Origin of the sequence: Streptomyces sp. SBT349 (assembly GCF_001083795.1) — a bacterium.
In the GTDB taxonomy this organism is placed as follows: domain Bacteria; phylum Actinomycetota; class Actinomycetes; order Streptomycetales; family Streptomycetaceae; genus Streptomyces.
In genome coordinates this window covers 1-16,050 of sequence record NZ_LAVK01000165.1, presented here as the reverse complement: position 1 = coordinate 16,050, position 16,050 = coordinate 1, and the positions used below count along the sequence as shown (strand labels likewise).

Genomic DNA, 16,050 nt, shown 5'->3' with positions numbered 1-16,050 from the left:
GGCCGGGGGCGAGGGCCGGCCGGTGGTGGTGGAGGCCGATGCGGCGGGTGGTGATGTGGCGGCCCGGCTGTCCCGTTCGCATGTGCCGGGGCTGCTGGATGTCGCGGCCGCGGCCCGGCGGCCTCATCCGGGGTCGGTGCTCGGGGCGGCGCAGGAGCTGCCGTTCGGGGTGCGGGCGGTGCTCGCCCCGTCGGGGGCCGGGCAGTGCCGGGAGGCGGTGCGGCTCCTGGGGACGGATGACGGTCGGGTGCTGCGGGGAGGTGATGAGGACCTCGGGACGGTCGTGCTGGACGTCGGCCGTGTGCACAGCTTCACCGAGGGCGTGGTGGCGCTCGCGGACGTGGTCGTGCTGGTGACACGAGCCGGGGTGGACTGCCTGGCGCATGTCTTCGCCTGCCGGGAGGCGCTCGCCGAGCAGGGGGAACGGCTGGTGCTCGCGGTGGTCGGCCCGTGTTCGTATGCGCCCAGGGAGATCACGGCCGCGGTGGGCATCGACCAGGTCGTGATGGTGCCGTGGGCGCCGCGGTCGGCCGCGGTGTTCAGCGGCATGCAGCTGGGGCAGCTGCGCGGCTCCGGGCGGCGGCGCTCCGCGCTGCTGACAGCGGCCGAGGAACTCACCCAGCGCGTGCTGCTCCTGATCTCGGGGGAGCCGAAGCCGTTCCTCCCGAGCGGTATTGGGGAGCGGGCGGCCGGGGCGGAGGTGGCGACCCGGTGAGGGCGGTGACGGACCCGGCGGCCGTGCCGGTGCAGGTGGCGCCCACGCACGAGGCGTGGGTGGAGGCGGTCGCCGCGCGGGTGGCGGACCGGCTCGCGCAGTACGCGCATGCCCGGGAGACGGCGGGCCTGCCGCCGGAGGACGAGAGCGGGCACCGGGAGAGCGCTGGGCGCCTGGTCGCGGATGAGCTGGAGAGGTTCGCCCGCGCGGAGCTTGCCGCCGGGCGTCCGACGCCCGAGGAGGCGGCGGAGGCGGCGGTGGCCGAGCGCGTGCTGGACCGGCTGCTGGGCGCCGGCGTCCTGGAACGCCTGCTGGCCGACCCGCAGGTGGAGAACATCCTCGTCAACGGCGCCGACCGGGTGTGGCTGCGTTGCGCGGACGGCAGCAAGCGGCGCGGGCCCGCGGTTGCGGGCTCTGACGCGGAACTGATCGAGCTGGTGCGGCTGCTGGGCGCCCGCAGCGGGGTGGAGGAGCGCCGCTTCGACCGGGGCTGCCCGAGTTTGAGCGTGCGGCTGCCGGACGGCTCGCGGATGTTCGCGGCGATGGCCGTCACGCAGCGGGTCTCGTTGTCCATCCGCAAGCACCGCTTCGCCACGGTCACGCTGCGGGATCTGGTGCGGCTGGGCGTGTGCGACGAGATGATGGCCGGCCTGCTGGCGGCGCTGGTGCGCGCGGGGAAGAACATCATCGTGGCGGGCGGCACGAACGTCGGGAAGACGACGTTCCTGCGGGCCCTGGCCTCCGAGATCCCGCCGCAGGAACGCCTGGTGACGATCGAGGACACTCTGGAGCTTGGTCTTGACCAGGACCAGCGGGCGCATCCGGATGTGGTGGCCATGCAGGCCCGTGAGGCGAACGTCGAGGGGCAGGGGGCGGTCGACCAGGCGGAACTGGTGCGCTGGGGCCTGCGGATGGCACCGGACCGGGTGATCGTCGGGGAGATCCGCGGCGCGGAGGTCGTGCCGATGTGCAACGCCATGTCGCAGGGCAACGACGGCTCCTTGTCGACGATCCACTCCTCCACCTCGCGCGGGGTGTTCACGAAGCTGGCCGCCTACGCCGCGCAGTCCCCGGAACGGCTCTCGCTGGAGGCCACGAACCTCATGGTCGCCGCGGCGGTCCACTTCGTCATCCACCTCGGATGGGACACCGCTCGCAGGCGGGTCGTCGACTCCATCCGGGAAGTCCTGGACGCCGATGGGGTCCAGGTGGTGTCCAACGAAGTGTTCCGCCCCGGGCCGGACGGCCGGGCGGTCCCCGGGACCCCTTTGCGGTCGGAGACGCTGGAGGAACTCGCCGCGGCGGGGCTGGACAGCGCCGCGTTCAGCAGGGGCTGGTGGGCGGCGTGAACCTCGACACCATGGCCGTACCACTCGGCGCGCTGCTGGGCGCCGGGACCGGCGCGGGGCTGGCCCTGCTGATCGCGGGCGCGGCCCGCAGACCTGTGGAAGGTGAACGGGCGCACCGCTGGAAGGCGTTCGTAGTCCGGATCCCTGCCGCTCTGCGCGGACCGCGAGTGTTCGGTGCCGTTGTCGCCGGTGTGGTGGTGGTTGCGTTGACGGGGTGGCCGGTCGCCGGGTTGCTGGTGGCGGTCGGAGCCGTGACGCTGCCGACGCTGCTGGGCCCGGACCGCGAGGCCGTTCGGCGCCTGGAGCGGATGGAGGCGATCGCGACCTTCACCGAGATGCTGCGCGACACGCTCTCGGCCGCGGCCGGTCTTGAGCAGTCGCTGCTTGCCGCCGCCGATGTCGCCCCCGCCGGTGTCCGGCAGGAGGTCAAGGCCCTGGCCGGCCGGATCCGCGCTGGTCAGCCGCTGCCCGCGGCGCTGGAGGCGTTCGCCGAGGAGATGAACGACCCGGCTGCCGACACTGTCGTCGCGGGCCTGCTGATGGCCGCACGGCGGCAGGCCGCGCATCTGGCGCCGCTGCTGGGCTCGTTGGCCGAGTCGGTGCGCGAGCAGGTCGCCATGCGGCAGCGGATCGCCGCTGGACGCGCCAGCGCGCGCACCTCGGTGAGGGTGTGCTGTGCCACGACGATCGCCCTCGCGTCCGGGCTGGTGTGCCTCAACCGCCCCTACCTGGAGCCGTTCGACAGCGCCGCCGGGCAGCTCGCCCTCGCCGCGGCGGGTGGGCTGTTCGCCGTGTCGTTCGCCTGGCTCCACTCCATCGCCGCCATCCGCGAGGCCCCCCGCCTCCTCATCCCCGTCACACCGCCGCCCGCAGCCTCGTCCCCATCTGTGTCCGTGCAGGTGCGGGAGGCGGTGAGCAGGCCATGACCGCGATCATTCTGGGTGCCGTGTTCGGTGCCGGACTTGTCGTTCTCGCCGCCGGTCTTCGCCCGCCACGCCCGGCACTGGCTTCGCTCCTGGCCGCGCTCAGCCAGCCCGCCGCGACCGCAGTCCAGGGCCGCGATCGCGCCACCATGCTGGTGCGCTGCGGAACGCGCGCCGTCCCCGGGCTGCGGGCGTTGGGGCTGCCGACCGCCGCGCTGCGCGCCGACCTGCACCTGGCCGAGCGCACGAGCGAGGCGTACCTGGCGGCGAAGGCCACCAGCGCCGCAGTGGGGCTCCTCGCCCCCTGGGTGGCCTGCGGCCTCTTCACGCTGGGCACCGGCTCATGGGCCGGATGGTGGCTCCCCACCTCCGCCAGCCTGCTGCTCGCCGGGTGCTTGTTCTTCCTGCCGGACGCGGAGGTGCGGCAACTGGCCCGGCGGCGGCGCGCGGAGCTTCGGCACACGCTCACCGTCGTCCTGGACCTCACGGTGATCGCCCTGGCCGGCGGCGCCGGTGTGCAGCAGGCCCTGGATGACGCATCCCGCGCCCCGCGCGGCTGGGCCGCCGCGCAGATCCGCCGCGAGATCTCCACCGCCACCGTCACCAGGACCAGCCCCTGGATCCACCTCGGCCGCCTCGGCGAACGCACCAGCGTGGCGGAGCTGTCCGAACTGGCCGCGACCATCTCGCTGGCCGGTACCGAAGGCGCCAAGGTCCGCACCTCGCTGGAAGCCAAAGCCCGAGCCATGCGCCGCCGTCAGCTCACCGACGCCGAGGGCGCCGCCCAGGCCGCCACCGAACGCATGGCACTGCCCATCGTGCTCCAGTTCCTCGGCTTCCTCATCTTCATCGGCACCCCCGCCCTCTCCCACGTCCTCGCGGGCCTCTGACCCCTCTCTCCCCAACTGCCCCTCCTCTTCGCGAAAGACATCCAGCCGTGCTCACCCTCCTGCTCAACCACCTGCTCACCGCGATGCGCACCCGCGCCGACCAGCTGCGCCGGCGCCTCGCGACCGACGGCGGCTACACCACCGAGACCATGGTCATCACCGCGATCCTCGCCGTGCTCGGCATCGCCGCGGCCGGGATCATCACCACCAAGGTCCTCGCCCGCACCCGGGGAATCGACCTTGAGGCCGAGTACACCGGTGAATGACCGCGCCGACCGAGGCGCCGCCAGCACCCAACTCGTCGTCCTCACGCCCGTGCTGATGCTGCTGCTTCTGCTGTCCGTCCAGTTCGCCCTCGCCTGGCACGCCCAGCACATCGCCCAGGCGGCGGCCTCCCGAGGGTTGGCCGACGCCCGCGCCGCAGATGGCACCTCGGGCCAGGGAGCCGACACCACCCGCGCCACCCTCAAGGCGACCGGCGGCCGGGTGCTGCGCGACCCGCAGGTGCGGGCGGACCGAACGACCACCACCGCCTCGGTCGACGTCCAAGGCAGCGTCCTGCCCGTCATCCCCGGCCTGGACCTGCGGGTCACCGGCCACGCCGAAGGCCCCGTCGAGCGCTTCCTCACCCTGCGAGAAGACTGACCATGCACGCAGCTCCGCAACCGCCGACCTCAGACACAGGATCGGCGACGGTCGAACTGGTCTTGCTTACCCCGCTGCTGATCCTCCTGGTCCTGCTCGCCGTCGGGTTCGGCCGACTCACCGACGCCCGCATCCGCGTCGAGGACGCCGCCCACCACGCCGCCCGCGCCGCCTCCCTCACCCACACCGGCAAGCAGGCCGAACGGGCGGCGCAGGACGCGGCAGCCGCGGCCCTGGATGCCTCCGGCGCCGGTTGCGCCTCCCACACGGTCGAGCTGAACCACCAGCGCCTCGTTCCCGGGAGCGCGGTGACGGCCACCGTCTCCTGCCACAGCGACCTGCGCGACCTGCTCGGCACCGGACTGCCCGGCGCCCTGACCCTCTCCGCGGGCAGCACCTCGCCCATCGACACCTACCGGAGCACCCCGTGAATGCTCCCCGGCCACTCCCACGTGCCGCCGACGATGGCGGGCAGGTCACCGCGTTCGTCATCGGAGCGTTCCTCGGACTGTGGCTCTTCACCGGGATCGTGGTCGACGGCGGCCTCGCACTCGCCGGAAAGACCCGGGCCATGGACAACGCCCAGGAAGCCGCCCGCACCGGAGCCCAACGCCTCGACCTCGAAGCCCTCCGCAACAACGGCACCACCCGGCTCGACCCCGACCGCGCCCGAGCCGCCGCCCGCGACTACATCACCGCCACCGGCGACACCGCACAGGTCAAGGTTCACGGCGACGCCGTCACCGTCCACGTCACCCACCGACTCCACACCCAGGTCCTCCAACTCGCCGGCCTGAGCCACCTGACCGTCACTGGCAGCGCGACTGCACACGCCGAACGCGCCACCACCCAGGCCGGGGCGACACCGTGACCTCAACCGCTACCCCGAGGCGATGGCGCTCGGCCGCGTCAGCGACCCTCGCCGCGCTCGCACTCCTCGTCTTGCTCGCGGGCGTGCCCATGGTCCTGTGGTTGGCGGCCGAGGCGCCCTGGCCCGACCCGTCCACCTCACCCCACGACCTGGCCAACCGCCTACGCCAGCCCATCAGCGATCCGCTCGCCGTCGAACTCCTGGCCCTCATCGGCTGGATCTGCTGGGCCGCGTTCGCCACCACGGTGCTGCGCGAGGCCAGTTGGTACCTGCGCCACCTGCCCCGCCTACGCGGCGACCGCACCCTCCATGCCGCGCACCTGGAGACCGTGTCCGCACCCCGGCTGCTGATCGCGACATGCATCGGCGCCATCGTCCTCACCACCCTCGCCTGGCGCACCCCAGCAACATCTCACGCGGCGGAACTCGGCCACGTGGTCACCGCGACAGCCGCGCCCCTTCCGGCAGACGCACGATCCGCCTCCGCAGCCGAACACGTATCGCCCCGGGTCGAGAGCGCCGTCCGGTACGTCGTTCGCCCGGGAGACACCCTCTGGAACATCGCCGCACGCCACCTGGACGACCCGATCCGCTGGCCGGAGATCTACGCACTGTCCACCACACTCACCCAGCCGGACGGCGGACGGCTGACCGACCCCGACCTCCTCACACCCGGCTGGCAACTCCACCTGCCCACCGACGCACACACCGACCCCCAGGACAGCAGCCCACCCCTGCCGGACACGGACAACGACCGGGCGATCGCACCGGCGGAAGACACCGAGGACACTGAACGCGCCGTCGAAACGCCACCAGCTCCCACGGCCAGCGAACGCCCCGTTCAGATCCCCGTCGGCGCCGCATCCCTGATCGGCATCAGCACCGCCACCGGAATCGCCGCCGCGGTCGCCCTCGCCCGCCGCCGAGCCAGACGCCACAGCCAGCCAGACCTCCCTGCCGAACGCCCGAACCTGTCCGACGCCGTCCGCGCCGCCACCCACGCCGCCCTGGCCGCACAACGAGCCGAGCATGACGAAGCCGACGCCCACGAGGCCGGCATCACACGCCGCCCGCCACCGAAGCAGCCCGCTCCGCCCGGCACCGTCACCTGCGCCCAACGCGACGGCACCGAGATCCCCCTCACGGCCCTCGCCACACCCGGCGGATGGAACCTCACCGGCCCCGGCGCCCCGGCAGCCGCCCGCGCCCTTGCCATCGCGATCCTCAGCGCCGCCCCACGCGTTGTCCCACAGGCCCCGCACGTACGCCTCATCACCACACAAGAACTCGCCGACACCCTCCTGCCCGGCCTCCACCCCCACGTCCCCGGCTGGTACCGCGCCGCCGACGCGGACGAAGCACTCCGCATCGCCCAGGCCACCACCGTCGAACGAGCCCGCGCCTCCGACGACGGCCGTGCCGCCACGGAACTGATGGACGTCCTGCTCCTCAACGCCGACCTCCCGACGGAGGCCGCCGCCATTGCGCACCGTGCCACCTCCGGCCAGCTGGCCGTCCTCGCCATTGCCGGGGACCAACTGGCGAACACCGCCCACCTGGCCGCCGACGGCACCGTCGAGCACACCTCCGGGCCCGAAAGCAGTGCCTTGTCGCGGAGCGGAATGTTCGTCCTGGCCCCAGAACCCACGCGAGAACTCATCGCCGCCCTGACCGCGCACACGCCGATGACCGCCCCACCACCACACAGAGCCCCGGAGCAGAAACCCCGTCCGGACACCGGCAGCCAGCAAACTGCGACCATCCCGGAGCAGGAAGACGCAGCCGCGAAGCCACCCCTGACGATCCGCCTCTTCGGAGGGCTCGCCCTCCACCTCAGGAACGAAGAAGTCACACTCAGCATGAAGGAAGCGGCCAAGGAATTCCTCGCCATCCTCGCCGCTCACCCCGCCGGCCTGCGCACCGAAGCCCTCACCGACGCACTACGGCTCTCACACGACCCCGAACGAGCCACCCGCGACCTCGTCAACCTCCGCCGCGCCGTCCGACGCATCCTGCGCCAGACAACGGGAAGCCGCAGCGCCGCCTTCATCCTCCACACCGCCGACCGCCACCGCCTCGACCCCCAGGCCATCCACACCGAGGTCGACACCTTCACCACCGCCATCAGCCGCGCCACCCGAGCTCCCCACCCTGACGCACGAGCCGCTGCCCTCCGGGAAGCCCTCGACGTCTACCACGGCCGCCTGTGCGACGGAGCCGACTACCCCTGGGCAGATGAGGTACGCGAGCACTTCCACCACAAGGCCATTGGCGCCGCAATCTCCCTGGCCGACCACGCCCTCAACCACTCCGACCCGCAACAGGCTTTGACATTGCTGGAGCATGCAGCCAACTGGGAGCCTACGAACGAGAGCATCTGTCAACGCATCATGCACCTTCACCACGACCTCGGCCAACCCGAAGCCGCCCAACACACCTATCAACGCCTCACACGCCACCTCAATGAAATCGACGCCAGCCCGACCGGCGCGACGACGGACCTGGCGTTCTCCGCCAGGTCGGCAAGGGTCATTAAGGATTTCAGAAGAACTATCGCACCGTAAGCTCGTGATGTGCCGTATGGCCTGCCTTGGCGCATATGAACCAAGTGACTAAGGAGATGGCGAAGAAGCGGATGCTGGCAAGCGAAGGAGTGCCGTGCATCATCACTCCAGTAAAGAGTCAGAAGGTTGGGTATGGGCTAAACGCAGCAAAAATCGTCTCCAGCGAGCGCAACCGAAATTCAATGGGTGGGCGTCTCTCTCGCGTTAATCAACTCTAGAGAGTTCTCAACATGCAAGGAGTCGCGTCGCCCGTCGTCTCATCAGCCCTAGAGGGTGTGCATGCGCTGGCCATCAGAAGATCGACGTGCCACTTGGGCTGGCTCGCTAACTCTTCAGAGGCATTCCAGGCAGCAGTCCAGGTGCAGGATGCACGTGCGCCTGTGGGCGAGACACGCCATGAGTCTTAGTCGTCCTTGTCGCCGTGGCGAGAAACAGCTCAAGGTCATGCATGTTGTGAGGGTCACTGCAAATAGGATTGTTGAGGCATCGATGTTCACGGGCGGGTACTCCTGTCTGTCGCCGTCAAGCCGACTCTGCATCAGCACGGACTTTATTTTTGCCGAGACACGCCGCAGCGCGCGCATCTTAGGCCGACTGGGTTTGGCAATGTCGAGGGCAACCGGGGTGACGTCACTCCATGCATCGAGGAGGGAACGATGCCGTGCATCGAACCCGTGAGCGTCCTTGATGAAACCCTGAAGTTGGGAAGGAAAGCTTTGTCTATCCCCCAGGGATGATGAGGAGCACGTTGGGCGTGACAACCCCGGGATTGACTTGAACATCGCAGTAATCCTGGGGGAATTGATGAGGAACCTGTACAGCCACGGCGCAGCCCACGGCCAGCGCAGCAGCGGTCGTGAACCCTCCAGGGGCGATAAGGAACCGCCTTCGAGATGGACGAGAAGTTCTGGCCGGACGCGTTGCGAACCCTCCAGGGGTGATGAGGAACGCCGACGCGATCGGCTGGGCCACCCCCGGCCGGAAGGGGCGTTGCGAACCCTCCAGGGGTGATGAGGAACCCGGCACCGGCCGCGTCGCCAACGGCATCGCCTGGCCGTTGCGAACCCTCCAGGGGTGATGAGGAACCCGTGTGCACGAGCAGCAGCACGTCGAAGTCGCCGCGTTGCGAACCCTCCAGGGGTGATGAGGAACTTCGTATTCCGCACGGGCAAGCAGGTCAACCGCAAGCGTTGCGAACCCTCCAGGGGTGATGAGGAACGGGAGCGGCTGGAGGAGGCGGAGCAACAAGCCGCGTTGCGAACCCTCTAGGGGTGATGAGGAACCGGGAGATTCCGCGGCTCCGGACGTCACGCGGCCTCGTTGCGAACCCTCTAGGGGTGATGAGGAACGTACGGCATCGACCCCCGGACGGTCCGCCGGGTCCTGTTGCGAACCCTCTAGGGGGGATGAGGAACCCGCAGCGCGGAGGAGTGCACCCGCACCGTGATCACGGGTTGCGAACCCTCTAGGGGTGATGAGGAACGACCGGCCGAAGAACGCCGTCAGGATCCGCGCGATACACGTTGCGAACCCTCTAGGGGTGATGAGGAACCGGTGTCGGCCTCGTTGTCCGCCGGCAGCTGGCGCTCGCGTTGCGAACCCTCTAGTGCTGTGACCGGGAAGGTTTGCCGGGTTGGTCAGGCTGCGGGTTGGAGGGGGCGTCCGCCCCAGCGGATGCCTTTCTCGCTGCGGATGCGGGCGCGTTCTCGGCGTTGGGCGGTGAGCACGTCGGGGTGGCGGGCGTTGGCGTTGCGCCAGCGCAGGTAGGCGTGCAGGGCGTGGGTCTGTGCGGGGTGGCTGCGGTGGTGGGAGTTGGCCAGGGTGAACTGCCGCAGCGGGCCGAAGTGGGCTTCGATCGGGTTGGCCCAGGAGGCGTAGGTCGGGGTGAAGCACAGCTCGACCTTGTTCCTGTCCGCCCAGCGGCGGATCGTCGCTCCGGTGTGGGTGGACAGGTTGTCCAGGACGATGTAGACCGGGGCCCCGTCCGGGCGGGCCGCACGGATCGATTTCAGGGCTGCCAGGGTGTTCGCGGTTCCCTTGCGGCGGTTGTTGACGCCCCACAGCCGGTCTTCGCCGACCGAGTAGCAGCCGTGGAAGTAGGTGACGCCGTGGGTGCGGCGGTAGGTCGCCGGCAGGCGGTCGGGCCTGCCCTGCTTGGCCCAGCACGACCCCGCGGTGGGCCGGATCCCCAGGGGGCCGAACTCGTCGAAGGCGAAGACCCGGTCCGGGAAACGCTGGGTCACCTGCTCGATCCGGTCGAGCTTGGCGTCGCGTTCGCGGTCGGGGGATTCCTTCCACGTCTTGGTGCGCTGGAAGGTGACCCCGCGGCGGGCGAGCAGGCACCGTAAGGCCTCACGGCCGATGCGGATCATATGGCCGGGCACACGGCGCAGATAGGCAGCGAGTTTGCGGATCGACCAGCGGGTGAAAGGCTGCCCGAGCCGGGCGGGGCGGGTGGTGGCCGTCTGGATGACGAAGTCCTCCTCGTCATCATCGAGCAGGCGGGGACGGCCTCCCGCCCACCGAGGGTCCAGGCACGCCAGGCCGATCTCGTTGAACCGGTGGATCACCTCCCGCACCGTGTCCTCGTCGGCCTGGACCAGCTGGGCGATCACCGGGACGCGGTTCCCGCCGGCGGACGCCAGCAGCATCATCGCCCGCCGGTAGCGCACCGAACTGGTGCTGCCCCGGCGCACGATCTGCTGCAGTTTCCGCCCTTCCTGATCGGTCAGTCTGCGCACCCGCACAGGCTCGGCCACCACACCTCCAGCGGTCGCAACAAACGTCACTGCCCATCCAACCGCCACGACCACCAACCCGGCGAACCTTCCCAGTCACAGCACTAGCTCGTGGGCGCGGACCAGCTCCTTGAACGGGACACCCAGAACAAGGGAACAGCCGAAGCGGCCGGTCGACGGCCGTGTGCTGATGATCGAAGCGGTGGTGCCGTTGAAGCGCTGAACCGACTGGCCGCAGGTTCGTGCCCGCGGCAGGAGCCACCACAAAGGGTTGGTCGTGTAAGAGGAGCTAACAGAAAGGCTTCGTGGACCCATGTCCTGTTTCGAGGTGCCTCGTTGAACGGGCCGTGGGGAAGGGACAGGGCCCGCCGTGGCGGGTGACGGATGACTTGTGGGCGCGGGTTGAGCCGTTGCTGCCGGTGCGGTCCCGGCGGGTGCGGAACCCGGGCCGACTGCCGCTGGATGACCGCAAGTGCCTGCAGGGGATCTTGTTCGTGCTGCACACAGGCATCCCGTGGGAGTGGCTCCCGCAGGAGCTCGGTTTGGGGTCCGGAATGACGTGCTGGCGCCGGCTGCGGGACTGGCATGAGGCCGGAGTGTGGGACCGGCTGCACCAGGTGCTGCTGACCGAGCTGCACCGGGCGGGGAAGCTGGACTGGTCGCGGGCGGTGATCAACGGCTCGCACCGGCAGGCACGTCGAGGCGGCCCAAAACAGGGCCGAGCCCGGTCGACCGCGCCAGACCGGGCTCGAAGCACCATGTGATCACCGACTCGCGCGGTACTCCGCTGGCCATCACTCTGACCGGCGGCAACCGGCACGATGTCACGCAGCTGCTGCCCCTGCTCGACGCTATACCGCGCATCAAGGGCCGCACCGGCAGGCCCCGTCACTGGCCGCGGCAGCTGTTCGCCGACCGTGGCTACGACTACGACAAGTACCGTCGCCTGCTGTGGAAACGCGGGATCAAGCCGGTAATCGCCCGGCGCGGGGTACCCCACGGTTAAGTGTGGTCCTCGACCTCCCGGATTCCCACGCACGAGGCAGGCCGTCCTACAGCGCCGCTCGTGCCGTCGGAGCACTCATCCCCGCCCCGGCGCCCGTCAGCTACGACAAGGAAATCAACAAGACGGTCGAGAACGCGCACGAGGGCTGGTTGACCGCATCGGAACTCGCCGCCCTTGTGGACCGGTGGCTCCCGAGCGCGATCGGTTCCCGGCACGCCGTCGACGACCTCATCGGCCTTCTCAGGGCTTCGCCCCTTGACGAGCAGTTGGCGCTCGGCCTGCCATGGATCCGCGCGCTGGCTGTGCCTCAGAGCGGTCCAGTAGTTCGAGACGTCTATCTTCTCGTCGATTGGCTCCGCTCGCTGCACGAGTCCGGACGACTCGACGGTCAGGCGCGCCGACAGTACGACGTCATCGTTGACTCTCTCGCCGCTGCGGGCAGCGTCAGCGCTCGCGAGCTCCAACAGGCGGACGAGTGAACGGAACTCCACCTTGGTGAGTCATGGCAACGTCGAAGTCTTCGTCAACTACCTTACGGCCAACACCGGATACGGAGCGGCAGCGTGCTATGAGTTATTAGCACATGCCTTCGGCCACGAGCGCGTCTTCCGCGACTGTGTTTCGATGCGGCCCGGCGAGCGCTACCCGCAAGCGATTCGGCAGACTCTCGAGGAAGCACGGATCCTGTTGGTGCTCATCGGGCCGGACTGGCTCGCCGAGGACCCGGACAGCGGCTGGCGGCTGGTGGACCGGGAGGACGACTGGGTCCGCCGTACGTTAGAACGGGACATCCCCGTGGTGCAGGTGCTGCTCGAGGGTGCGCGCCCCGTCGAAGCGGCCGAGCTCGCGCCGGACATCGCGCGGTTGGCGCACGGCCAAGCAACGCACGTAACCCACCGGGCTTTCGGGGACGACGTACGGCGACTGGCGGACAAGATCACTGAACTGGTGCTGTGCTCGGCGGGAACCCGTGCCCGTATGTCATCTCGATCTTCGTCTGGACACCGTCGTTCCAGCACCGCACCGAGTAGGGAATGGTGACTTCGTGGAACAGACCGATGCGCCGCAGCAGGCCGCCGTGGAGCCAGGCGAACTCTTCCTCGATCCCGGGCCAGGCCAGATTGGCGACCGCCTGCTGCGGCGGGGCGACCGGGACACGAAGGCAGGGGACGCCTGAACTCGCCCTCGGATAACGGGAAAACCATCCCGCACGGCGGCTGAATCCGGGATGCCCCGTGAACCTGAACCCTCGGTAGGGAGCGCTCAGAAGGGCTATTCTGGATGCCTTCTCATGGGGGAGGGGAGAAGCGGGGATGGACGCGGGATTCGTGGCCGGGCGTCTGGCCTCAGCCGTCGCGGGGCCCTTGGTGAGAAAGCTCTTCGTGCGGGAGGGGCCAGGGGCGGGTCTGGCTCCCGGCGCGACGCGAATCTCGTCGCTCGTCTCCTTCCGGGGCGAGAAGCGCACGCTCACCAGGACCGACTTGGAAAAGCTGGCGGCGGAGCTGGTCCGGCGCGTGATCACCGCGGCGGGCGAGCGGCCGATCGACGAGTCCGAGGAAGTCGCCGTCGCCTTCGCCGTGGCGAATACCCTGCACGGTCTGGGCGACATCGACATGGCCGATGTACAGGCCGTCGCACTCGGTCACCTCGCGCTGGCCCGCAATCTGAAGAACACGCAGCCGGGCGCAACACGCGCCCTCTCCGCGAACGCGGCCATGCTGTACGACACCGTCGTGGAGACTGCATGTCTGCACATCCTGCACTTCTTCACCCAGCGGTCCACGTTCGTGGCGCGCACCGTCCTGGAGCAAAGCCGCGTGCTCTCCGAGACCGTCGCCAGGGTCGATCAGCTGCTTGAGCGGTCGCGGTCGCCGTTCGCCCAGGACACCGAGTTCGAGACCCGGTACCGGGCGTACATCGCCCGCAAGTACGGGATGCTCATGATCTACGGCATCGACCTGTCCAACTCTGTGGACCAGTGGCCTCTCGGCACCGCTTACATGAGTCTCCAGGCGGCCGTCGGCGGGCGATCGGCGCAGCCCCCCATCCGAGTCGAGGACGCGTTCGCCGGCGGGAGCCGCATCCTGCTGCGCGGTGTCGCCGGTTCCGGGAAGACGACGCTGGTGCAGTGGCTGGCGGTGACGACGGCTCAGCAGGACCCCAAGGTCTTGCGTGCGGGCGGCACGTCGTTGGCCCCCCTCGTCGGTCGCATCCCGATCGTGCTGCCGATCCGTACCCTCACCCGGCGTGACAAGGAGCTGCCTGCCCCCGACGAGTTCCTCCCGCACAGTAACAATCCGCTCGCCGGCGCCCAGCCGACCGGCTGGGTCGACCGCGTTCTGCAGGCGAACCGGGCCCTGATCCTGATCGACGGTATCGACGAGGCGCCGGAGGCCGTCCGCGGACGGGCCCGAACCTGGCTGCAGGAGCTGCTGAGCACCTACAGCGGCAATCTCTGGCTGGTCACCTCGCGCCCCTCGGCGGTGCGGGACGGATGGCTGAGGAGCATGGAATTCTCGGAGCTGTCCCTGGCGTCGATGGGCCGTTCTGACGTCACCGCGTTCATCCGCCGCTGGCACAAGGCCGCGCGCAGCGTCGCCCACCCCGATGACGTGGAGCAGCTGAACACCTACGAATCCTCGCTGATCACCGCGGTCCGCACCAAACATGACTTGGGCCGCCTGGCCACCAACCCCCTGATGTGCGGTCTGATCTGCGCGCTCCACTGCGACCGCCGGGGCTACTTGCCGAACGCGCGCAAGGAGCTGTACAGCGCGGCACTTTCCATGCTGCTCTCCCGTCGCGACCGTGAGCGCGATATAAGGGCACCCGACGGGATCGAGCTGAGCGAAGAGCCGAAGATCCGGCTGCTGCAGCGGCTCGCCTACAAGTTCATCCTCAACGGCAAGGCGGAACTCGACCGCAGGCACGCGGAAAAGATCATTGCCGACGCCCTGCCCGGCGTGCCCATCGCCGCCGCACAGGGTGACGCCCCGGAGATCTTCCAGCACCTGCTGCTGCGCAGTGGTCTGCTCCGCGAGCCGAGCGAGGGCACCATCGACTTCATCCACCGCACGTTCCAGGATTACCTGGGTGCAAAGGCGGCTGTTGAGGAGGGCGACACGGCCCTGCTACTGCTACGGGCCCAGGAGCCTCAGTGGGAGGACGTCGTGCGGATGGCCGTGGCACATGCCCGCCCGAAGGAATGTGCCGAGTTCCTGCTCGAACTGGTCCGCAGCGGTGACACGGCCTTGTCGGAATCCCGCAGGAAGCACCTGCACCTGCTGGCCGTGGCGGCCCTTGAGTACGCCACCGAGCTGGATCCGAGCGTGCGAGCGGAGGTCAAGCGATGTGTCAGGGCCTTGATTCCGCCCCAGACATCGGCCGAGGTCTCGGAGCTGGTGGCCTTCGGGGCCATGGTGCTCGAACAGCTGCCCGGCCCAGATTTTCTGTCGGACAGTGAAGCCCGCCGCACCGTGGAGACGGCCGTGCTGATCGGCGGCGACGCCGCGATTCCGCTCCTGGCCCGCTATCAGCGCCTTCCCGAGCGCCGCGTCAGGCAGTTCCTGGCGTCCTCATGGCACCGCTTCGCCACACGCGCCTACGCTGAAGGTGTGCTGGCAGGTCTCGACGATGACGGGGTCTACTTCAGAGTGACGACCCAGGACCAGTTGGCGGCGCTGCGCGATCTCGGCGAACGCGCGCGGGTGCGCGTCGGCGACGGTCTGCCCACCGTCGCGCTCATCCAGGCACTCTGCGGGGACGTACTCACCGAACTGAGCGTGCCCGCAGACCAGTCCGCAACCTGGGAGTGGCTCAGGCACGCCAGCCGACTACACACCCTGACGCTGGAGCGCGCCGATGCCCCTCTCGACGTCTCCACGCTGGCTGGCCATGCCGCCCTGCGCCTCCTACGCCTCCATCCCCGACAGACCGTAACCGGCCTGGAGGCCCTGAGCTCCCGCAGGGATCTTGAGGTGGTGTACGACGCGCGCCCCGAGCGCTGGCAGGCTTAGCTAAGAAGCCGTTGTCTTTCCGGGAGTGGCCGCTGCGTTTCTGCTGGTCAGGCATAGTTCTGCTGTCGTGCGGCAGTGATGGCGTGTTCTGTTGTCTCCTCGGTGGAGGTGCCGTGTGCCGTCGGTGATGGGGATGCTGGAGGAGCGGGAGCGTGCCGCCCGGCAGCGGGTGGAGGTTCTGCGGACGGAGCTTCGGGAGGCGGAGGCTGCGTGGGAGCGGTTCGTGATTGCCCGTGAGACGGTCGGGCAGGTCCTCGCGGAGCCGCGTCGCAGCGAGCAGGCGCCGGTGGCCGCACCCGGTCAGCGGCCGCGACCGGGCGCTGGGGCGGTGCC

The 16,050-nt window shown here is 69.6% G+C and carries 14 protein-coding genes and 2 pseudogenes; 15 read left to right on the top strand and 1 reads right to left on the bottom strand.

Going from position 1 to position 16,050, the window contains the following annotated elements; all coding sequences use genetic code 11:
• The 9 genes from ADY01_RS20340 to ADY01_RS20300 all read left to right on the top strand — a co-directional run.
• Nucleotides 1–715 (top strand): hypothetical protein (locus tag ADY01_RS20340; protein WP_049575477.1); only part of this gene is annotated, 715 nt, incomplete at its 5' end.
• Nucleotides 716–720: 5 nt separating this feature from the next.
• Nucleotides 721–2,064, top strand: coding sequence for an ATPase, T2SS/T4P/T4SS family (locus tag ADY01_RS20335; protein ID WP_078900445.1), 1,344 nt, complete (start codon nt 721–723; stop codon nt 2,062–2,064).
• Nucleotides 2,061–2,990, top strand: a complete 930-nt coding sequence (locus ADY01_RS20330) for a type II secretion system F family protein (protein ID WP_063784296.1) — start codon at nt 2,061–2,063, stop codon at nt 2,988–2,990. Before ADY01_RS20335 ends, ADY01_RS20330 begins: the two co-directional genes overlap by 4 nt.
• A complete protein-coding gene (locus ADY01_RS20325; protein ID WP_049575456.1) occupies nt 2,987–3,877 on the top strand; it encodes a type II secretion system F family protein in 891 nt (296 codons plus the stop codon). Before ADY01_RS20330 ends, ADY01_RS20325 begins: the two co-directional genes overlap by 4 nt.
• Nucleotides 3,878–3,924: 47 nt before the next feature.
• Nucleotides 3,925–4,143 carry a hypothetical protein gene (locus tag ADY01_RS20320; protein WP_234320326.1) on the top strand — a complete coding sequence of 73 codons (219 nt, stop codon included), beginning with the start codon at nt 3,925–3,927 and terminating at the stop codon, nt 4,141–4,143.
• Nucleotides 4,136–4,522, top strand: a complete 387-nt coding sequence (locus ADY01_RS20315) for a TadE/TadG family type IV pilus assembly protein (protein WP_049575453.1) — start codon at nt 4,136–4,138, stop codon at nt 4,520–4,522. Before ADY01_RS20320 ends, ADY01_RS20315 begins: the two co-directional genes overlap by 8 nt.
• A gap of 2 nt (nt 4,523–4,524) precedes the next feature.
• Nucleotides 4,525–4,953 carry a TadE/TadG family type IV pilus assembly protein gene (locus ADY01_RS20310; RefSeq protein ID WP_049575450.1) on the top strand — a complete coding sequence of 143 codons (429 nt, stop codon included), beginning with the start codon at nt 4,525–4,527 and terminating at the stop codon, nt 4,951–4,953.
• Nucleotides 4,950–5,393: a pilus assembly protein TadG-related protein gene (locus ADY01_RS20305; protein ID WP_049575445.1), complete on the top strand. Its 444-nt coding sequence runs from the start codon at nt 4,950–4,952 to the stop codon at nt 5,391–5,393. The genes ADY01_RS20310 and ADY01_RS20305 overlap by 4 nt, the downstream gene beginning before the upstream one ends.
• 89 nt (nt 5,394–5,482) lie before the next feature.
• On the top strand, nt 5,483–7,957 hold the full coding sequence (locus ADY01_RS20300; RefSeq protein WP_234320327.1) for a BTAD domain-containing putative transcriptional regulator: 2,475 nt from the start codon (nt 5,483–5,485) through the stop codon (nt 7,955–7,957).
• Between the two features lie 1,637 nt (nt 7,958–9,594).
• On the opposite strand, the gene ADY01_RS20295 is transcribed toward ADY01_RS20300, so the two are convergent.
• Complete coding sequence (locus ADY01_RS20295; RefSeq protein ID WP_049575440.1) at nt 9,595–10,716, bottom strand: IS630 family transposase; 1,122 nt, start codon at nt 10,714–10,716, stop codon at nt 9,595–9,597.
• A 326-nt stretch (nt 10,717–11,042) separates the two neighbouring features.
• Between ADY01_RS20295 and ADY01_RS40690 the strand changes: the two are divergent.
• From ADY01_RS40690 to ADY01_RS40685, 6 genes and pseudogenes are all read left to right on the top strand, one after another.
• A pseudogene (locus ADY01_RS40690) lies at nt 11,043–11,698 on the top strand (IS5 family transposase); the annotation flags it as partial.
• A gap of 5 nt (nt 11,699–11,703) precedes the next feature.
• On the top strand, nt 11,704–12,180 hold the full coding sequence (locus ADY01_RS39215; protein ID WP_049575435.1) for a hypothetical protein: 477 nt from the start codon (nt 11,704–11,706) through the stop codon (nt 12,178–12,180).
• Between the two features lie 16 nt (nt 12,181–12,196).
• Nucleotides 12,197–12,742, top strand: coding sequence for a TIR domain-containing protein (locus ADY01_RS37220; protein WP_159001315.1), 546 nt, complete (start codon nt 12,197–12,199; stop codon nt 12,740–12,742).
• 4 nt (nt 12,743–12,746) lie between these two features.
• Entirely contained in the window at nt 12,747–12,878 is a 132-nt protein-coding gene (locus ADY01_RS41325; protein WP_267888453.1) for a hypothetical protein, read from the top strand.
• Between the two features lie 136 nt (nt 12,879–13,014).
• Nucleotides 13,015–15,717 (top strand): NACHT domain-containing protein, encoded by a 2,703-nt coding sequence (locus ADY01_RS20270; RefSeq protein ID WP_053171021.1) that lies wholly within the window; start codon nt 13,015–13,017, stop codon nt 15,715–15,717.
• Nucleotides 15,718–15,832: 115 nt separating this feature from the next.
• Nucleotides 15,833–16,050: pseudogene (locus tag ADY01_RS40685) on the top strand (hypothetical protein); the annotation flags it as partial.

Excerpts from the sequence above, each read along its gene's own strand:
- ADY01_RS20325 (WP_049575456.1), top strand. The coding sequence starts at position 2,987 with ATGACCGCGATCATTCTGGGTGCCGTGTTCGGTGCCGGACTTGTCGTT.
- ADY01_RS20310 (WP_049575450.1), top strand. The coding sequence starts at position 4,525 with ATGCACGCAGCTCCGCAACCGCCGACCTCAGACACAGGATCGGCGACG.
- ADY01_RS20300 (WP_234320327.1), top strand. The coding sequence starts at position 5,483 with ATGGTCCTGTGGTTGGCGGCCGAGGCGCCCTGGCCCGACCCGTCCACC.
- ADY01_RS20270 (WP_053171021.1), top strand. The coding sequence starts at position 13,015 with ATGGACGCGGGATTCGTGGCCGGGCGTCTGGCCTCAGCCGTCGCGGGG.